Origin of the sequence: Pseudarthrobacter sp. NPDC058119 (genome assembly GCF_042884655.1) — a bacterium.
Classification (GTDB): Bacteria; Actinomycetota; Actinomycetes; order Actinomycetales; family Micrococcaceae; genus Arthrobacter.
Genome location: NZ_JBHVTN010000004.1, coordinates 176,159 through 193,657 on the forward strand (window position 1 = coordinate 176,159; position 17,499 = coordinate 193,657).

A 17,499-nucleotide genomic window follows, 5' to 3' on the forward strand; every position below is an offset into this window, starting at 1 on the left:
TCTTCATGCCGCGCCCACGGCCGCAGCCAGGACCTCAACAACTCGCTCCTGCTGCTCAACGGTGATGTGCGGGAAAAGCGGCAGCGAAAGGATCTGCCCGGCGGCCTCCTCGGCGACAGGGAAGGCACCGAAGGAAGCCCCGGCGTAGGCCCCACTCATGTGCACTGGCACGGGGTAGTGGATTCCGGCCTGGACTCCCGCCTCGTGCAGGGCCGCGAGAACCCTGTCCCGGTGCTGGACCCGGACCACGTACAGGTGCCAGACGTCCACGTTTCCGGGTGCCTCCACAGGAATTCGAACCCCCGGAATATCCGCAAGCCATGCCGCATAGCGCTCCGCAGCTGCCCGCCTACGCAGGTTCCAGGCCTGAAGCCTGGCAAGTTTTGCTTTAAGAACGACGGCCTGCACAGTATCCAGCCGCGAATTGAACCCGACGACCTCATGCCGGTACTTCTCGGAACTACCGTGCGCGCCCAGGAGCCGGACGGCGGCGTCAACCCCGGGGTCGGACGTCAGCACGGCGCCGGCGTCCCCCGCGGCGCCAAGGTTCTTGCCTGGGTAGAAGCTGGTCCCCCCTGCTGTGCCCAACGTGCCGGCGTTTCGGCCGAAACGGGTAGCGCCCTGCGCCTGGGCGGCATCTTCAATGATCACGGCGCCGCAGGATTGCGCAATCGGAACCAACCGCTCCACAAAAGCGGTCTGGCCAAACAGATGAACCGGCACGACAGCCTGCGTGCGGGAAGTGACCGCAGCCGCTACCGCCTCCGGGTCAATCAGGAGATAGGTGGGGTCCACGTCGACCGGCACTGGAACCGCCCCGATCCTGCTGATCGCCTCCGCCGTGGCGATGAAAGTATTGGCCGGAAAAATAACTTCCCCGCCCGGCCGCACCCCTCCAGCCCGAAGGGCAAGCTCGAGTGCATCGGTTCCGTTGGCAACCCCAACGCAATGCCGCGCACCCACAAAGGATGCATAGGCCGCCTCAAATGCGGCGACAGCGGGCCCACCAATAAAGGACGCCGACGAAAGGACATCGCCCAATTGGGCCATCACTTCTTCGTGGACTTCCTCCTCCTGGGCAACCAGATCCACAAGAGGAACACTGGTCTGCACGCCTGCACTCATGACATCCCCCCAATCCGGAAGCTTTCCCCATCGATCTCGTGTGCCGGCACCCCAACCCACGTCTGCCCGTCGGGGACGTTGCTGAGTACCGCCGCCCCCATGCCCACTGTCGCGTAGGCCCCCACCGACGTCCGTTCGCGCACGCTGGCGTTCATGCCCAGGTACGCAGCCCGGCCAATCCGGACTCCGCCGCCCAGGGACACTCCCGCAGCGAACGTCGCAAAGTCCGCCACGTCGTCGTCGTGCGTAAATGTCACCGATGGCATGGCCACCACGTGCGAGCCGAGGGTGACCGAGGCGGTCAGCGTGACGTTCCGGAGCAGGATGCTGCCCCTGCCCACCCGGCACCCTTCCGGGTACTGGACCGAGGGGTCGATGGCGGTGGCGTAGCGCGCCTCGGTGAGCCCCATCGCCGTCAGCCGCTCCACCACGGATTCACGCGCCCTGCCCGAACCGATGCACACCAGGATGAACGCGTGGGTGTACTTGGCGGCGTCATCGATGGTTCCCAGCACCGGGGCGCCGTCCACGCTGACACCGGCCCTTTCCCTGTCGTCATCCAGCAGGCCGACGACGTCGTACTGGCCGCTGCTGCGCACCATCGCCAGGACTTCGCGGGCCAAGCCACTGGCAGCTATCAGGATCAGCTCACTCATGGGCGCGTCTCCGCTGCCGCAGTCCGGATGGCGCCGATGATCCGATCCAGGCCGTCGTCGTCCAGCTCGTGGTACACCGGCAGAATCAGTGTTCTGTCGTTGAGCCGCTCCGTGTGCTGCAGGAGGCCTCCGCCCGAATCGCGCCACCGGTAGGCGGGCTGGCGGTGCGCCGCCATGATGCCGCGCCGCGCCGAGATCCCGGCCTCCGCCAGCTTTTCCAGCAGCCCGTCCCGCGTGGTTCCGAAGCTGGGCAGCACCTCCACCCAGAATGACTGGAAATTGGTGGTGCCGTAGGGCGGGTCCGACACCAACCGCAGGCCCGGCACCCGGGAGAGGGCAGCCACATACCGTGCGGCGATGTCCCGCCGGCGTTCGAGCACCGCCGCAAGCCGGCCTAATTGGACGATGCCGACGGCGGCCTGCAGGTCCGTCATGCGGTAGTTGAAGCCCACCTCCAGGTAGTCCTCCGCCGGCGCCAGCAGCGATCCGTGCCGGTCCGCCGCGGAGACGCTCATGGAATGTTCCCTTAGCGTCCTGGCCCGGGCAGCCCAGTCTGCCCGGTTGGTGGTGAGCATCCCGCCCTCGCCGGTGGTGAGGATTTTCCGCGGATGGAAGGACCACACCGCCACATCCGCCCCCACACCCACCGGCCGGCCCTTGTAGGTGGACCCCACAGCACAGGCGGCGTCCTCGATCACGGTGATCTCGTGGCGGTTGCACAGCCTGCGGATCGGGTCCATGTCCACGGGCACGCCGCCCTGGTCCACCACAATCACGGCCCGTGTATCCAGGGTGAGTGCGGCGTGGATGGTTTCCGACGTCACGTTCCCGGTCACGGGGTCGACGTCGCAGAATACCGGCCGGGCACCGACGTAGGTGACGGCATTGGCCGTCGCGATGAACGACAGGGAAGGAACCACGACGTCGTCCCCTGGCCCGATCCCCGCCACCACCAAGGCGAGGTGAAGGGCGGTGGTGCAACTGGAGGTGGCCACGCCGTGCCGGACACCCTGGGATTCGGCGAAACGCGACTCGAACTCCTTCACCTTGGGTCCCTGCGCCACCCAGCCTGATGCCACCACGTCGGCCAGGGCGCGGGCTTCCTCGTCCCCCAGCCAGGGCTTCATCACGTTGATCCGGTCCAGGACAGGCTCGGCAGTCATCGGGCACCAACCTTGCGTGCGGCGGCAATCTCTTCGCGCAGCGGCATCCACCAGTTGACCAGCTGCCTGAGTCCTTCTTCGAGTTCCACCTCGGCTTTGAAGCCAAGATCGCGCGCGGCAGCTGATGTGTCCGCCAACCGCCGGACTACCCCGTTAACCTGCCGTGCCGGGCCGTGCTCCACCTCAAGCCCGGAGCCCATGACCCGCAGCAGCGCCTGGGCCATTTCCAGGAGGCTGGTTTCGGTGCCGCTTGCCACGTTGTAGATCCCCTCTGTGACCCCGCTGGCTGCCGCCAGGACGTTTGCCCGGGCCACGTCAGCGGTGTGGACGAAGTCCATGGTCTGGAGTCCGTCGCCGAAAACCAGCGGCGGCCGGCCGTCCATAATCCGCTCCATCCACCGCACCAGGACCTCGGTGTACAGGCCGTGGACGTCCATGCGCGGCCCGTAAACGTTGAAGTAGCGCAGCAGCACGTAGTCCAGCCCGGTCATGGCCCGGAAGCTGCGGGCCATGCCTTCGTTGAAGGACTTGGCAGCACCGTAGAAGGTGTCATTGTTGGCGTGGTGGTGCCGTTCGGGGGTGGGGAACTCCTCGGCCATTCCGTACACGGACGCACTCGAGGCCGCCACGAGCTTGTCCACCCTGTGCTCTGCGGCCGCCTCCAGGACGTTGAATGTTCCGTCCACCAGCACCTCCAGGGCCAGCCGCGGTTCCTCGGCACACTGGGTGATGCGGATGGCGGCCTGGTGGAACACCAGGTCCTTGCCCCTGGTGAGGTCATGCACGAGGTCCCGGTCCTGGATGGTGCCCCGCACCAGTTCCACCTGCCCGGTTGCCAGGGCACCGGACAGATTGTCCAGCCGGCCGCGCACCAGGTTGTCCAGCACGTGGATGCGGCCGGCGCCGGCGTCAAGCAGGGAATCCACCAGCGTCGAGCCGATGGTCCCGGCCCCGCCCGTCACCAGGACACGGGCACCGTCCAGGGCGCTCACCGGGCCCCCTCCATCTCCGTGCCGGTTCCCGCCATGGCCGAGCCGGCTACCGGTGCCGCCTGCCCATCCATCCCCAGGCTTTGGGTGACCGCCTCGAGGACGGACAGCACCCGCAGGCCGGAGTTGCCCCCCGTCCGGGCCTCCTGGCCGCTCCGGATGCAGGACGCCAGTTCCTGTACCACCAGGCCCAGGGCCTCCCGCTCCGGCAGTGCAGGGGACCAGGTATCGCCCAGGCGGTAGGAAACTGCGGTGGATGCCTTCTCTCCCACCGATCTGGGCTGCCGGTCCAGGCTGACGCCGCGGTCGTAGACGCTAAGCCGCTGCTGGGGATTGAGGTCGTCCCACACCAGCGTTCGGAGAGATCCTCCAATAACCATCTGGCGGATTTTGGTGGGGCTCAGCCAGTTCACATGGACGTGGGCGGTGGCGTCGTTGGGAAGCCGGAAGTTCAGGTGCCCCACGCAGTCCCGGCCCGTGCCCAGCGGGTCCGCGCCGAACGCGGAAACTTCTGATGGATTCAGCCCGCCCGGCAGGACAAAGTCAAGGATGGCAAGGTCATGCGGCGCCAGGTCCCAGAAAACGTCCACATCAGGCTGGACGAGGCCCAGGTTGATCCGGGTGGAGTCCACGAACAGGATTTCCCCGAGGGAGCCGGACTGCACCAGTTCCTGCATCTTCAGGACAGCCGGTGTGTAGCAGTAGGTATGGTCCGCCATCAGCACCAGCCCGTTCGCCCTGGCTTCGGCCACCATCTCCAGCCCGTGTTCCCTGCTGTCCGCCAGCGGCTTTTCCACCAGGACATGCTTGCCGGCACGCAGCGCCGTCATGACCGCACCGTGGTGGGTGCGGGCCGGCGTCGCTATGGCCACCGCGTCCACCTCGCAAAAGTCCAGCAACTCATCCATGGACTCCACGCACGGGATATCCCCGAGCGTCGCAGCGAGCTTCCGCGCCCGTTCAACGTCAAGGTCGCAGATTGCCACCAGGTCCCAGTCGGGACTGGCCTGCAGGTTGCGCGCCAGGTTTGGTCCCCAGTAGCCGGCACCGACGACGGCGATACGGAGTTTCCGCGCGGGCCGCGGCTGGGCAGCGGCGTGGGTGTGAGTGGCGAATGCTCTCATGTGATTGTCTTCCCATTTGTGGATGTGCTAGTAGGCGCCGGACGGCCGGACGACGGCCCGGAATGTCCGCCAAAGAATCAGCAGGTCACCTGCCAGGGACCAGTTTTCGACGTAGTAGAGATCCAGCCGGACCGATTCCTCCCAGGAAAGGTCTGAGCGGCCGTTGACCTGCCAGAGGCCGGTGATGCCGGGCTTGATCAGGAGCCTGCGGTGGGTGTGGCGTTCATAGGCACTGACTTCGCGGTCCAGCGGCGGCCGTGGTCCCACCATGCTCATGTCGCCAAGGACCACGTTCCAGAGCTGGGGAAGTTCGTCCAGGGAGTACTTGCGCATCCAGCGTCCGCAATGGGTGACCCTGGGATCATCCTTCATTTTGAAGAGCACCCCCGCCCCCTGGTTCTGCTGGTTCAGGGCAGCCAGCTGCGCCTCGGCGTCGGACACCATGGAGCGAAACTTGAACATTCCGAACACCTGGCCGTCTTTGCCAATCCGGTCCTGCCGGAAAAGGATGGGCCCGGGACTGTCCAGCCGGACCACCGCGGCCAGCACCAGGAGGACCGGTGAGAGCACCAGCAGCGCCGCCAGTGCGCCAATGACGTCCATGATCCGCTTCAGGGCGTGCTTTGCCCCGCTGTACTGCGGAATGTCCACATGCATGAGGGGCAGGCCATCCACCGGACGCCAGTGGATCCGCGGGCCGGCAACGTTGGTCAAGGTGGCCGCCAGGATCAGTTCGGTGGAGGATTCCTCGAGTTTCCAGCCGAGCTCACGGATGAACTTGTTGCCGCCCGGCAGCGGCCCGGCAACGATCACCGAGTCCGCGTCCACCAGGCGGACGGTCCGGGCAATGGCGTCCGTTGAGGATAGGACCGGCACTGTGCAGCCTTCCACCCGCAGGCCGGCTCCCCGCCGGGCACCCGGGAGGCAGGCCCCAAGGATTTCGTACACTGCCCCTGACCTTCGGGACACCTGCTGTATGACGTACCGGACGTCTTCCGGTTCACCAACGACAACTGCCCTCGAGAGGTGCCGGCCGCGGAGTTTTTCTGCCGCGAGCCGCCTGCGGAATACCCAGCGGTTGGCAGTGAGTGCCACCAGTCCCACCGGCAGTGACACCGTGACGAACGCGGTTGCCCCGTGGACGGAAACCACCACGGCAGCGAGGGCCATCAGCCCGAAAATGCGCAGGGTGGCCGATGCCACGCGCTTGTACTCGTCGGCGCCGATGCCGAGCACCTTGGGATCCCTGGTGTGGTACGCCTCCAGTGCCGCCAACCAGGTGACCGTGAGCGCCGCGGCTGCGGCCGCTGCTCCGCCGTCCCGGGGGCCGACAGGCGAGAAACCTGCCTCGGAAAGGAGGAATCCGGAGTACACGGCCCCCGCGACCACAGCCGCGTCAGCGCACCGTAGAAGGTTCACATGCCTGGAGATCCAGGCCGCGGTTGCTTTCCGGGGCCGGGCTTCCCGATCCCCAACGGTTGAGGCTGCCGGCGGCATCGGAAACCGGGTTCCTACGGTGTCCGCTGCAGCCGGCTGCTGGGTTGCCACCCGCTGTGCAGCAGCGGGAGCAACGGGCCAGACAAAGGCAGCCTGCCGGGTTTTGGCTACTGGTATCTCCGCCATCGTGCCCCTTTCCAACGCAGCTGCCGTCTGGCCGTGAAGCAAAACTAGACCCGGACTGTCGCGGATGAGGGTGAACCGGAAAGGCCTTTGTGGGTACCTCTGAGCAAGGATGTGGAAACTGCGGGTACCTGCAAAATGCAGGACTTTCGGCCTATAGGACGGGCAGGACGTACGGCTCGGCGGCGGATGCCTTGCCCGCTGCGAGGGCGGTCAACTGCGCCCTGGACTCAACACCGAGCTTTCGGTAGATGGCCGTGAGGCGCACTTCGACCGTGCGTACGGAGACATAGAGCGTGGCAGCAATTTCCTTGTTGCGCATGCCCCGGGCCACCATCTTGGCCAACGACCGCTCATGGTCCGCCAGCAGCAGCATGGCCGGGTTGCCCTGCGGGCGGACAGGCTCCATGCGTTCATCCAGGAGGAGCGCATCCACATGCTGGGTCCACGCGTCCGCACCTGCTTCGTCGAACATCACCTTGGCCCGCTGCAACGCATCGCGTGCGTCCCGCAGCCTGCCAAAAGCGTGCAACCGCTCCGCATAGCAGGCCAGGGTCCTTGCCCGTTCAAGGGTGTGCCCGTTCCTGCTGTCCAGTGCTTGGGTGAACAGCTGCAGTGACTGCTCGCCGTCCGCGAGCAGGGCGCGGCTCCGGGGGACGGCCATCAACAGCCACGGCGACCGGAGCCCCACCGAGCGGCTCTCGAGGCGCAGAAGTGCCTGGGTCGCCTCGTGGTGCCGGCCGAGCCGAACCAATACTTCCACCAGGTCCGCCTCGCAGCGCAGAAGGGTGGGATTGCCAAACCGCATGCCAATTTCGGCGGCCCGGGACAACTGGGCGACGGACTCCGCCAGGTCGCCGCGGAGCAGCGCGAACTGGCCCTGGCAGGCGGCAAGCTGTGCCGTAATGGCAGGATGGCTGTCCGCCCCCGCATAGCGGAGTGCTTCGGCTGCATACACGCGGGCCTGGGCGTCGTCGCCCAGGGAATGCGCCCGCCACACCCGGAACAGGTGGCGGGTCCCGCGGTGGTACTTCAGTTCGGGCTCGGAAAGTTCCAGTTCGTCAATCAGCCGCACCGCCGCGCGCACGTTGCCGGCACGGATTGCGTTATCCACTGCCATGAACGCTGCGGTCTCCTGCCAATTGACGTGGCCGGGTTCGTCCGAGCTCCTGAGCAGCGCAAAAGTCTCGTGGGCACCTTCGTAGTGCTCGGCGTAGGTGAGGGCCCGGCCATGCATCAAAAGGCCGGCGGCCCGGGCGGTGCCGGTTTGTTCCTGCTTGCGGCCAAGCCCCGCAGTGCCGCCCCCGACCGACTCGATCAGGAGCTCGGCGCGCTCGGCGATGCCCAGGCATTGCGCTGACGCGGACCCGCGGAATGCATTGCCGTGGCGCAGGAGTTCCGAGGCTTCCTGCAGCTCCCACCGCTCGGCGTAGTACAAAGCTCCGACTGCCAGCAGGCTGGCCGCGTAGGCCGGATCATGCGGACCGAATTCCTTCACCAGCCGGAGAACCATGCTGGACCGCACGGCAGCCCCCTGGGCGAACTGGATTTCAAAAGACAGCCCGGTCAGCCGCAGGATCAGTGCCGGGTTGCGGGTTACCCGCTGTGCCCATTCCAGGTATCGGCGCGCATACACAAATTCACCCCGGTTGAACAGCATTTCCGCCACGCTGGTCAGCCGCGCCGCCGTTTCCGCTTCCCAGGGGTTGATGGTGAGGGCCCGTTCGATGTACTCCACGGCAAAACTGACTTCACCGCTGCGGACCAGGTCAACGGCGTGCCGGAGCAACTGGAACGGGGTTTGCCGCTCCAGCGCAGTAAAGCTCAGGTGCCACCTCCGTGCATACGGGTCCGTATCGTTTGCAGCCTCTGCCAGGGCGCGATGGTTGGCCGTGCGCACGGCCGGAGTCATGGCCGCGAAGACATACCCCCGCAGTAACTGGTCACCGATCCCCAGGTGGGGGCCCGTTCGCTTGACCAGGCCGGCAGCCAGCAGTTCGTCCACGCTCGTCCACACGTCGCGGTCGATCTTCTCAATCGTCGAAATGTCGCTGCGGAAGGAAAGGGACAGGAGGTCAAGCACGTTGCGGGCACCGGGGGTCAGCCCACCCACGGCGGAGGCGTACTCCGCATCAAAGCTGCCCCCGGAGGGCAGCGGGACGGGCAGCGCATACTTGCCCGCGGTGTGCCTTTCCAGCAGCCGGGCGTAAAGGTCGACGGCGGCGAGCGGGTTGCCGCCGGCGGCTGCGGCAACTGCGTGGGCAGCCGCCGTCGTGGTCCTTTTGGCGGGCATGCTCTCGAGCATCCGTACGGTGTCACTGTAGGTCAACGGGCCCAGGCGCAGGGCGGTGAGGCCGTTGAAGGGGCTCTCCGGAAGGTCTTCCCGCAGGCCGACGAACAGGACGATGTCCGTGCCCACCAGGCGCCTCGCCACAAACCCGATGACCGCCTGGCTGCTGGGATCAAGCTGGTCGGCGTCATCGAGCACGACGATGGTCCGCGATGACGACCGCTGGTGCAGGCCGTTGAGCAGCATGCTCGAAACTGCCGGCACACTCATGGTCCCGGTGGTGTCGCGCAGCAGTTCGTCAGCGATCCGGTTCAGGACCGGATCGTCCATGTCGTTCAACAGTGCAGTCAGCCCCGACAAGGGCCAGTCCGATTCGGCCGCGGTGGCGGACAGGAAGACGGTGCGGTAATCGGAGAGCGTGGGGATCGCCGACAAAAGGGCAGTTTTCCCAGTGCCCTTCCGGCCAATCACCGCCAGTGCGGTGTCCTTGGGCCCGCGGATAACCGACAGGATGCGGTCCAGTTCTTTGCTTCGGCCGATAAGTGGCATGGAGTCCCCATTCGTCGAAGAAGGAGACCGCATTCTTGCACTGCCGGATCAGGTCACAGCAGTCCGCTCCCCAGTGCGGATTCTGCCGGTACATGCGAATATAGCGCCGCAACCAGCAGCCACACCACAACGTTCCCGCTGGATTCGATCAAGATTGGCGCCTGCACTTGATCAAGGGCGCCCGCAGTGCGCTTGCCCCATTCCGAGCGTCTGACCCCCCCTGCCCGCGGATTTCCGCATCAGGGCAATCCCCTATACCTAACGAAATCCAAAAACCCGGAGCCCCTTACTTGCCTAACAGGGGGTGAACGGTAGGTAAAAAGCGAGTACCTACTACTCGTGATACCTGCATTAGGTAGGGGATAGTCTTCCTGAAACGGCCAGAGGATTGGCGATGGGTTGCTGGGGGACAGCGACCAGACCATGACCGGATTGAGCGTTGGTGCCGCTGCCGGAAGGCTCGGCGGCATTGTCAAGAATCCGAACTGTCATGAAGTGGTGAGGCAATTGTCGATTTCGCCCCAACTTCCAGCTCTGTTTTCCGAGCCGGGACTGTTATCTCCGCAAGCATCGATCAGCGTGATTATTCCTACGTTGAACGAAGAAAAGAACATACCTTGGGTTCTGCGCAGGATGCCATCCTATGTCGATGAGGTGATCATCGTGGACGGCCGCTCGCAGGACAACACAGTTGAAGTGGCGAAGGCAGTACGCGCCGACGTGGTGGTGGTCAACGAAACCCGGAAAGGGAAGGGGGTAGCCCTTCGCTCCGGCTTTGCAGCGGCCACCGGCGACATCATCGTGATGCTGGACGCGGACGGGAGCATGGATCCGCGGGAAATCGGCTGGTTCGTCGCGCCACTCCAGCACGACTTCGATTTCGTCAAGGGCTCCCGCCATGTAACCGGCGGCGGGTCCGAAGACCTCACCCGCTTGCGCAAGGCCGGCAACAAGGCCCTGACCGGACTCGCCAATGCTGTCCTGCACAGCAACTATTCGGACCTCTGCTACGGATACATCGCTTTCCGGCGGGAATGCCTGGAGGTGCTGGAGCTGGAGTCCGACGGATTCGAAATCGAGACCGAACTCATTGTCCGGGCTGCCAAGGCGGGCCTGCGGATTGCGGAAGTTCCCAGCCTGGAGCTGGACCGGATCTCGGGAGCATCGAACCTCCAGACGTTCCGCGACGGCTGGCGGGTCCTGCACACGCTGGCCCGCGAATGCACGGTGTGGGAAGCCCCAACCGCCGGCGCCCGCCCGGAGGCCCTCCGCCGCGTGAAATACACCTACTCAAATGTCCGCTTCCCGCGGCTGCCGGTGGATCCGCACAGCGTCCTCACGCCGGTGGTGAGCCAGCATGCTTGACCGCATCAAGCCCCTGTCCGTGACAGTGGTGATCTGCGCCTACACCTCCGAACGGTGGGGCATGCTGCTGGACGTGATCGAGTCCGTGCGCAACCAGACCCTCACCCCGGACCAGGTGTTGGTTGTCATCGACCACAACCAGGACCTGCACGAAAGGCTCGTCGAGATCGTCGACGACGTCACCATTGTGGAAAGCACCGGCCTGCCCGGCCTGTCAGGTGCCCGCAACACGGGCGTCGGGCTCGCTGAGTCCGACATCGTTGCGTTCCTTGATGACGACGCCGAGGCGGCGCCGGACTGGCTTGAACGCCTGGTGGCGCTGTATGACGATCCCGACGTCCTGGCTGTCGGCGGGAAAGTTGTTCCACTGTGGGAAACCGGCAGGCCGGGCTACTTCGGGGAGGAGCTGGACTGGATCGTGGGCTGCAGCCACCGCGGATTGCCCCGTGTGGCCTCCGAAGTCCGGAACGTCATCGGTGCCAATATGTCGTTCAGGCTTGAGGTGCTGCGCCAAGTGGGTGGGTTCAACCAGGCACTTGGCCGGAAGGGCACCTTGCCGCTCGGCTGCGAGGAGACGGAGATCTGTATCCGGTCAACAATGGGATCGCCTGGCGCCCGCATCGTTTACGAACCCGCGGCCCTCGTCAGGCACCATGTACCGGCTGAAAGAGGCAGCGTGCGCTACATGCTCTCAAGGTCCTGGTCCGAGGGAATTTCCAAAGCGCAGGTTAGCCACATTGTCGGGCAGAAACGGGCCCTTGGGCCCGAACGGCGGTACGTCCGCAGCACGTTGCCGCGCGCAGTGTTCTCCGGAATCCGCGACTGGAGCCGGGGCGCCAACCCCCAGGGGCTGGGCAGGGCAGGATCCGTCCTCGCTGTACTGGCCTTCACCTCCGCCGGCTACATCCGTGGACGCCGGATTGCCCACGGTTCAACCACCCAGCTGGCGGAGCTGGAGCTCCAGGGCGCACCTTGGCGGCAGGTCCAGTGACGCCCGGCCAGGAAAAGTGAGCCGCAAGGGCCTGGGTACGGTGGAGAACCGGACCCGGGCCCTTCGGCTTTGTGCGGCGCCGCCGTTTGTTCCGCCAGGCCGCCGTTTTGTTCCGCAAGGCGCGGGAGGCCAAGCCGGGCAGGGCTCCTAGCCGGCCACCGGATGCCAGTAACGCAGGCCGCCTTCGGTGGACCCGTCGTCGGCAACGTCAATAACGGCGTAAGGGAACGCCTGGCGGTCCGCCTGGTCGGGCCCAAAGCCGCGGACGTCGGAGGACCAGGTCCCGGTGTTGATGTACCGGGTTGGAGAAGCCTCAAGCGTCGATTCGAGCGCACGGTGGGTATGGGCTGAGGCATACCAGGCCACGCCGCAGCCGTACGCTTCAAGGATCCCGGCTACCCTGGCTGCCGCTGCGGGGGGCTGGTCGCCGCCATGGATGTTGCGCCCGGCGGCAGCAAGCACCATGCGGGTGGCCGTCACGGGCAGTGCTGAAACGGTCCGGAAACGGGAGAGGCGCGCAAGTTCCCGCACTGCCGTCCCGTCGAGCGTGAGCCGCAACGATTCGGTCTGCAGCAGTTCGTCGTACGCAGGCCTCCGGACTCGGCGTTCCGCCAGTTCCGAGGCCACGCAGGCCCGCGCCACCGCTCCGGCGCGGCGAAGCCGTGATGCCGTTGGATTCGCATGCCAGGCCGCCAGCGGGGGCAGTTCCAGCTCGTCGGTGCCGTTGACGGCAGTGCGTAGGACCTCTGGTATCCGGTGCAGCGCATGATGGAGGTGGCCGTGTTCAGCCACGAGCACCCCGGGAACGTAAAGGAGCCACGGGTGCACGCTGACCCGTGTGGGATCAGCGGGAGACAGCAGCGCTGACAACCGCGCGGTCACTGCGGGCCGTGCCAGCTCCACGTCATGGTTGCCGCATACGAAATGCAGCCGCACTCCGGCCGCAGCGCATGCCTGCAGCGCCCCCAATGTTTCGGGATGGCGCTTGAAGACGGACTCAAGCCTGGCAAGGCTCTGCTCCTCATCCAGCCTGACGAGCTCAAACGTGTCACCAACGAAGATGACGTGCTGCTCCAGGCCCGGTGATTGTGTTGAGGGCACCTCGCGGCGGAGGAACTCCGGCAGGACTTTCCCTGGGCGCCGGGGGTCGCTGTCCGACGCGTCCAGGTGGAGATCGCTGAGGAGTACCCATCGCGCCGCGTGGTTCACGTCAGCAGCCCCAGGACGCGCGGGAATAGGAGGATGACCAGAAGCAGCCACATCGCGCCGACTGCGATCCTGATGTTCACGGCCCTGCCGAAGAACCGCAGGCTTGCCGCCTGTGCGGAGGCTGACCCGGTATGCCGGACCTCCAGTCCGATAAGGGTAAACAGCAGAACCGCAGCGGCTGCCAACCCGGCGATATCGATCATGACGCGGCCTCCTGCCGTGCGCGGGCAATGCAAGCAAGGATGGTGATCGCGCCCATGGTGACGACACAGGCCTGCCAGGACCAGACGGAGAGGTAGAACATCGCAGTGGATACCGCGGTAAGGCTGGCAAGGCCGAGTGCCAGGACGAGCAGTGCGCCCAGGCCGAGGTCGGTGACCCGCATGAGCCTCGTGAGTGCCTGTCCCGGCAGCAGGACCAGTACAAGGAGTGCGGTGACTGCCTGGATCGGTGTTGGCAGCCCAAGGAGGGACACCACGGACAGGACCACGGCCGTGAGCGCGATCGCCATGGTGGGCCGGCTTACAGTGCGGGCGTTCATGGCGCCACCCGGTACACTCGGGCGTCGCTGTTGCTGAACGCGAGGTCTACGCCGTCTTGTGACTTCAGCCAATTCTCCAGCTCCTCGAAGCTGCGTGGGGTGGTTTGGCCCTGCAGTACAAGGCTCGATTCCGCGGAGGTCATGAGCAGCAAATAGCCGCCGCCGGGATTGTGCTTTGCGTACCGGTAAACCAGCGGGCCGCACGTTGCCGCCGACAGGTCGGAAGGACACAGGTCCTCGATGGTCCGGTAGCGGTGGTCCAGGTAGTCCTGGCTGCGCCAAGGCGTGGGATGGGCTGCCGAGATGATCGCGGAGCCGGGCGGGGCGAGATTGTCCACGGCTTGGACAGCGGCGATCTCATCGTCCGCGAACACGTCGTACTGTGCGTTGCCGAACCTCCCGGTCACGGTCATTACGGCGAGCAGGACACAGACCGGCACCAGCACTAACGCGTTGCGGGACGAAATGCGGACGCCGCCGGTGGTCGGGAGCAGGACCGAACTTGCCTGCATGGCAATGAAGGGCAGTGCAAACAGCGACACGCGGATGAGCATTTCTCCGCCGTAGGCCTGCACGGGAAAGAGCAACAGGGGAGTGACGGCCAGGAGGACCACCCGGACATCAAGGCGTCCCCGGCGCCAGTCGCGGATCGATCCGATCGCGGCGAGAGCCCAGAGGATAAGGGTGAGCGCCATCCGGATCTGGACCACCAGCAAGTGCCCCGCCGAACCCGTGGTGCGGTCGACGACGTTCGCTTCGATGGCGGTCTGCAGTCCGGCGTCCGCTAGAGGTGGGTGGCCGGAAAGGTAGGTGCTGGCAGGATAGACGAGCCACAGCACCAGGAGGACGCCGGTAATGAGCGGCAGCCTCGCGGGCCACACCCGCCCGGTGAGGGTGAGGGCGGTGACGGCGATCAGTACCAGGAACGGGGTCAGTTGATGGCTTGCGCAGATGACGGCAATCAGGAGGAGGGTGACCACGAGGGCGCCGACCCGGTGCCCGGGACGGTCATCGGCCGGCGTCCTCGCCTGCCACCATGCTTTGAGGCCGGCACGCTTGAAGCCAGGGAAAGCCGGAGCCTTGGCGGCAAGGGGGCCCATGAGCAGCACGATGACCACCAGGTACAGGAAGAAACCGAAGGCCTGGGGAGACAGATAGTCCTGGTCCTGCCAGTTGCCGAGGCAAAAGAGCCAAAGCACCAGCCACTGCCGGCGCGGATCCTTTGTCAGGTAGCGGGTCAGCACACCCACGGCGGTGAGCCACAGGCCCATGTTGAACACCGGGGCCCACAGGGCAAGGGTCACCGGATCGATACCGGTTGCCCGGAGAACCGTTGCCAGGAGCGCAAAGAAGCCTGGCCAGTTGAAATACGCGTCGATGTTCGGGTCGACGCCGCCGGAGGTTGAAAGGGCGTCGGCGATGCCAAGGTGCCGGAAAGCAACCTCGCCGCGCGGGACATCCGTGACGAACGCGGCAGCCCCAAAGAGCATCAGCACGAGGACTGCGATGAGCCACAGCATGACCGGCCGGCGCGCGGGCCCGGTGGCATCTCCGCGCAACGCCACGACGAAGGCGACGTTGACAATGAGAACGCCCACCCAGAAGGGGTAGGGGAGCACGCCCACAAGTCCAAGGTCGCTGTTGACAGGAACGGCCACCGTGGCGGCACTTCCCACGGCCAGGGCCAGTGCGACGGCGCCCGCCACGGCGCACCAGATGTCACGGGCATGCCAGGGGTGGGCCCGGGTCCGGCTTGGTTGTTTCAGCGTGCTGGTCATGACGCCTCCTTTTTGGCGCGGCGGAGGATAGCAAGCAGTCGGAGGCCCACCGCGACGGCCCCGATGTAAAGCACCACCATCCACGCAAGGGCCATGGCGCTTGAACCGCTTTCAGCGGCCCACAAAGCCGAGACGCAGAGTGCGGTTCCGAGCACTACGCCGACCACGATGGCTTCTGTGTAGAGTCCCAGGACGCGGCAGACGGAGTTATAGGCCTGCAACACTGCGTACGCCACGAGTCCGGCGGCCAAGAGCCGCAGGGCGACGGTGGACGCGTTTGCGTACCTGTCCCCAAGGAGGTGGAGCAGGGGGTGGGCGAAGACAATCAGTACGACGGCGGCCAGGCTTCCGATGACCAGCGACCATCGGAAACTGGTCCAGGTAGTGGTCGCCAGGCGATCCGGGTCCCGCACTCCCTCGGAGAATTGGACGATGCCAATCAGCATCGGTGCGGTGTAGGCGGCCCAGGCCATCATCCATGCCGGATACCAGTAGGCGGCGACCTCTGGTGACACCAGGTGCGCGAGCAGGAGCGGCAGTACCAGCCCGGGGGCGCGTTCGGTAAGGGTGAGGAGCTGGTTTGGTATTCCCAGCATCAGCAGGGGCCTGTGGCGAGCCGGGTGCAGGGTGGGGCGTGGCCGGTATCCGACCAATTTCCGCAGTTGGATGGCACCGATCATGCATGACACGGCCGACCCCAGGGTCCAGCAGGCCAGCAGGACGTCGGCAGAGGCGCCGTGGGCCTGCCACGCGACCAGGGCTGTGGCCGCGAGGGAAGCCACACCGCCCACCGTGTACCTCATCGTCGCACTGCCGCCGCGCCCCAGCGCTACGAGCGCCTGGTCCAGTACCGTGCACATGGTGCCGGTAACGGCGGCGACGATGAAGGTGAGCCAAAAGAGAATCGATAGTGAGGCCGAGTCAGGGGCCACGAAAGTTTCCAGGACGAGGTAGCCGAGGGCGAGAACAGTGCCGGCTATTCCCACGATGCCAAAGGCCGCGTCCAGCACCCGGGCGGGCGGCTCTCCCCGCCCCACCGAGACGATCACGGCAGAACCAGTGCCCAGCACCGCCAGTTGGGTGCAGATCATCACCGCAGACACGGCAGCCGTGGTGAGCCCGACCTCACGGTCGAAGGTGGCGTGTGCGGCCAGGATCCAGAAGGCGAAACCGGTCCCGGTTTGCGCCCCCTTGGCTATTACCAGGCCGATGGAGCTGCGCAGGGGAGAGTGCCGCCGCACGGCGGATGAGGCCTCCGATGGGGCAATCTCCCGCTCAGCCGTCACGACCTAAACCCCTAGCCATTCCCGCGTAGTTGTACCAGCAGAAGGCGATGTAATAGCGCACCCATTGAGGCTGGCCCGCGGCGAGGCTCAGTACGCTCCCCCGTGCAGCCGCGGCGGCGGGCAGCAGTGCCAGTCGTGCCCCGCGCCAGCCGTGCTTGCGGACCATGCGTCCCAGGCCCGTGCCGTCCATGAGGAACTGGTCGAGCGCGAAGTCGAAGTCGTCCGCAGCGAACCTGTGTTCAACGAGGACCCGTTGTGACACGCCAGTCTTCATTCCCGACTGCCTCATCCGCCACCGCAGTTCGATGTCCTCGCCGGACTTGAACGAATCGTCGAACCCCAGGTTAAGCATCAGGTTCCGGTCCACCAAGGTAGCCACAAGTCCGAACCAGTTGCGGCTGCGTCCTGTGCGGTGGTGATGCGCCAGGGCCTGCCCCCAGTAGCCTGGACCGGCAACGCTTTCGAGTCCTGCCTGGAGTGCGTCGTACCCGTCCTCCACGAACTCAATGAGCAGGTCCGCCACGCCCGTGGCTCCGAACACCACGTCCGCGTCCACGAGAAGGACAAAACGCGTGGTGCTGCTGCGGACCCCGAGAGTTCGAGCCCAGGGAAGGCCCCGGCCTTCGTCACTCAGCACCCGGGCCCCCGCTTCACGGGCGATCTCGACAGTCCGATCGGTGGACAGGCCATCCACCACGATAATCTCGGCAACACCGGACTGGCGCAGGGCTTCCAGGCAGCCCGGGAGTAGATGCTCTGCATTGCGGGCAGGGACAACCGCCGTTACGTCTGCTGTGCTGTGGGCCACCGTCC

Annotated in this window: 15 protein-coding genes; 2 read left to right on the top strand and 13 right to left on the bottom strand. The window is 65.9% G+C overall.

Annotated features, from left to right (window positions below; translation table 11 throughout):
* Positions 1-3 precede the first annotated feature (3 nt).
* The 7 genes from ACFVTD_RS10775 to ACFVTD_RS10805 all read right to left on the bottom strand — a co-directional run bounded on the left by ACFVTD_RS10775 (position 4) and on the right by ACFVTD_RS10805 (position 9,516).
* Positions 4-1,125, bottom strand: a complete 1,122-nt coding sequence (locus ACFVTD_RS10775; protein ID WP_387562174.1) for a DegT/DnrJ/EryC1/StrS family aminotransferase — start codon at positions 1,123-1,125, stop codon at positions 4-6.
* A complete protein-coding gene (locus tag ACFVTD_RS10780) occupies positions 1,122-1,781 on the bottom strand; it encodes an acetyltransferase (RefSeq protein WP_387562177.1) in 660 nt (219 codons plus the stop codon). Before ACFVTD_RS10780 ends, ACFVTD_RS10775 begins: the two co-directional genes overlap by 4 nt.
* A complete protein-coding gene (locus ACFVTD_RS10785; RefSeq protein WP_387562180.1) occupies positions 1,778-2,944 on the bottom strand; it encodes a DegT/DnrJ/EryC1/StrS family aminotransferase in 1,167 nt (388 codons plus the stop codon). The genes ACFVTD_RS10780 and ACFVTD_RS10785 overlap by 4 nt, the downstream gene beginning before the upstream one ends.
* A complete protein-coding gene (locus tag ACFVTD_RS10790) occupies positions 2,941-3,936 on the bottom strand; it encodes an NAD-dependent epimerase/dehydratase family protein (protein WP_387562183.1) in 996 nt (331 codons plus the stop codon). Before ACFVTD_RS10790 ends, ACFVTD_RS10785 begins: the two co-directional genes overlap by 4 nt.
* Positions 3,933-5,057 carry a Gfo/Idh/MocA family protein gene (locus ACFVTD_RS10795; protein ID WP_387562186.1) on the bottom strand — a complete coding sequence of 375 codons (1,125 nt, stop codon included), beginning with the start codon at positions 5,055-5,057 and terminating at the stop codon, positions 3,933-3,935. Before ACFVTD_RS10795 ends, ACFVTD_RS10790 begins: the two co-directional genes overlap by 4 nt.
* Before the next feature lie 27 nt (positions 5,058-5,084).
* A complete protein-coding gene (locus ACFVTD_RS10800; protein ID WP_387562189.1) occupies positions 5,085-6,680 on the bottom strand; it encodes a sugar transferase in 1,596 nt (531 codons plus the stop codon).
* 151 nt (positions 6,681-6,831) lie between these two features.
* On the bottom strand, positions 6,832-9,516 hold the full coding sequence (locus ACFVTD_RS10805) for an AAA family ATPase (RefSeq protein WP_387562192.1): 2,685 nt from the start codon (positions 9,514-9,516) through the stop codon (positions 6,832-6,834).
* 579 nt (positions 9,517-10,095) lie between these two features.
* Here ACFVTD_RS10805 and ACFVTD_RS10810 point away from each other — a divergent pair.
* Both ACFVTD_RS10810 and ACFVTD_RS10815 read left to right on the top strand, forming a co-directional pair.
* Positions 10,096-10,881, top strand: coding sequence for a glycosyltransferase family 2 protein (locus tag ACFVTD_RS10810; protein ID WP_387562195.1), 786 nt, complete (start codon positions 10,096-10,098; stop codon positions 10,879-10,881).
* Entirely contained in the window at positions 10,874-11,872 is a 999-nt protein-coding gene (locus ACFVTD_RS10815; protein WP_387562198.1) for a glycosyltransferase family 2 protein, read from the top strand. The genes ACFVTD_RS10810 and ACFVTD_RS10815 overlap by 8 nt, the downstream gene beginning before the upstream one ends.
* Before the next feature lie 147 nt (positions 11,873-12,019).
* On the opposite strand, the gene ACFVTD_RS10820 is transcribed toward ACFVTD_RS10815, so the two are convergent.
* The 6 genes from ACFVTD_RS10820 to ACFVTD_RS10845 are packed head-to-tail and all read right to left on the bottom strand — an operon-like array spanning position 12,020 to position 17,494.
* The gene (locus ACFVTD_RS10820; protein ID WP_387562201.1) at positions 12,020-13,081 is read right to left on the bottom strand and encodes a hypothetical protein; all 1,062 of its coding nucleotides are present in this window, start codon (positions 13,079-13,081) and stop codon (positions 12,020-12,022) included.
* Complete coding sequence (locus tag ACFVTD_RS10825) at positions 13,078-13,284, bottom strand: hypothetical protein (RefSeq protein ID WP_387562204.1); 207 nt, start codon at positions 13,282-13,284, stop codon at positions 13,078-13,080. The genes ACFVTD_RS10820 and ACFVTD_RS10825 overlap by 4 nt, the downstream gene beginning before the upstream one ends.
* Positions 13,281-13,622, bottom strand: a complete 342-nt coding sequence (locus ACFVTD_RS10830) for a hypothetical protein (RefSeq protein ID WP_387562207.1) — start codon at positions 13,620-13,622, stop codon at positions 13,281-13,283. Before ACFVTD_RS10830 ends, ACFVTD_RS10825 begins: the two co-directional genes overlap by 4 nt.
* Positions 13,619-15,400, bottom strand: a complete 1,782-nt coding sequence (locus ACFVTD_RS10835; RefSeq protein ID WP_387562210.1) for a glycosyltransferase — start codon at positions 15,398-15,400, stop codon at positions 13,619-13,621. Before ACFVTD_RS10835 ends, ACFVTD_RS10830 begins: the two co-directional genes overlap by 4 nt.
* On the bottom strand, positions 15,397-16,686 hold the full coding sequence (locus tag ACFVTD_RS10840) for a lipopolysaccharide biosynthesis protein (protein ID WP_387562213.1): 1,290 nt from the start codon (positions 16,684-16,686) through the stop codon (positions 15,397-15,399). The genes ACFVTD_RS10835 and ACFVTD_RS10840 overlap by 4 nt, the downstream gene beginning before the upstream one ends.
* Positions 16,676-17,494 carry a glycosyltransferase gene (locus ACFVTD_RS10845; RefSeq protein ID WP_387562216.1) on the bottom strand — a complete coding sequence of 273 codons (819 nt, stop codon included), beginning with the start codon at positions 17,492-17,494 and terminating at the stop codon, positions 16,676-16,678. The genes ACFVTD_RS10840 and ACFVTD_RS10845 overlap by 11 nt, the downstream gene beginning before the upstream one ends.
* Between the last annotated feature and the right edge of the window lie 5 nt (positions 17,495-17,499).

What these genes read in the sequence shown, in the direction of transcription:
- ACFVTD_RS10785 (WP_387562180.1), bottom strand. Translation starts at nt 2,944, where the DNA reads ATGACTGCCGAGCCTGTCCTGGACCGGATCAACGTGATGAAGCCCTGG.
- ACFVTD_RS10780 (WP_387562177.1), bottom strand. Translation starts at nt 1,781, where the DNA reads ATGAGTGAGCTGATCCTGATAGCTGCCAGTGGCTTGGCCCGCGAAGTC.
- ACFVTD_RS10815 (WP_387562198.1), top strand. Translation starts at nt 10,874, where the DNA reads ATGCTTGACCGCATCAAGCCCCTGTCCGTGACAGTGGTGATCTGCGCC.
- ACFVTD_RS10805 (WP_387562192.1), bottom strand. Translation starts at nt 9,516, where the DNA reads ATGCCACTTATCGGCCGAAGCAAAGAACTGGACCGCATCCTGTCGGTT.
- ACFVTD_RS10835 (WP_387562210.1), bottom strand. Translation starts at nt 15,400, where the DNA reads ATGACCAGCACGCTGAAACAACCAAGCCGGACCCGGGCCCACCCCTGG.
- ACFVTD_RS10775 (WP_387562174.1), bottom strand. Translation starts at nt 1,125, where the DNA reads ATGAGTGCAGGCGTGCAGACCAGTGTTCCTCTTGTGGATCTGGTTGCC.
- ACFVTD_RS10800 (WP_387562189.1), bottom strand. Translation starts at nt 6,680, where the DNA reads ATGGCGGAGATACCAGTAGCCAAAACCCGGCAGGCTGCCTTTGTCTGG.
- ACFVTD_RS10825 (WP_387562204.1), bottom strand. Translation starts at nt 13,284, where the DNA reads ATGATCGATATCGCCGGGTTGGCAGCCGCTGCGGTTCTGCTGTTTACC.
- ACFVTD_RS10830 (WP_387562207.1), bottom strand. Translation starts at nt 13,622, where the DNA reads ATGAACGCCCGCACTGTAAGCCGGCCCACCATGGCGATCGCGCTCACG.
- ACFVTD_RS10795 (WP_387562186.1), bottom strand. Translation starts at nt 5,057, where the DNA reads ATGAGAGCATTCGCCACTCACACCCACGCCGCTGCCCAGCCGCGGCCC.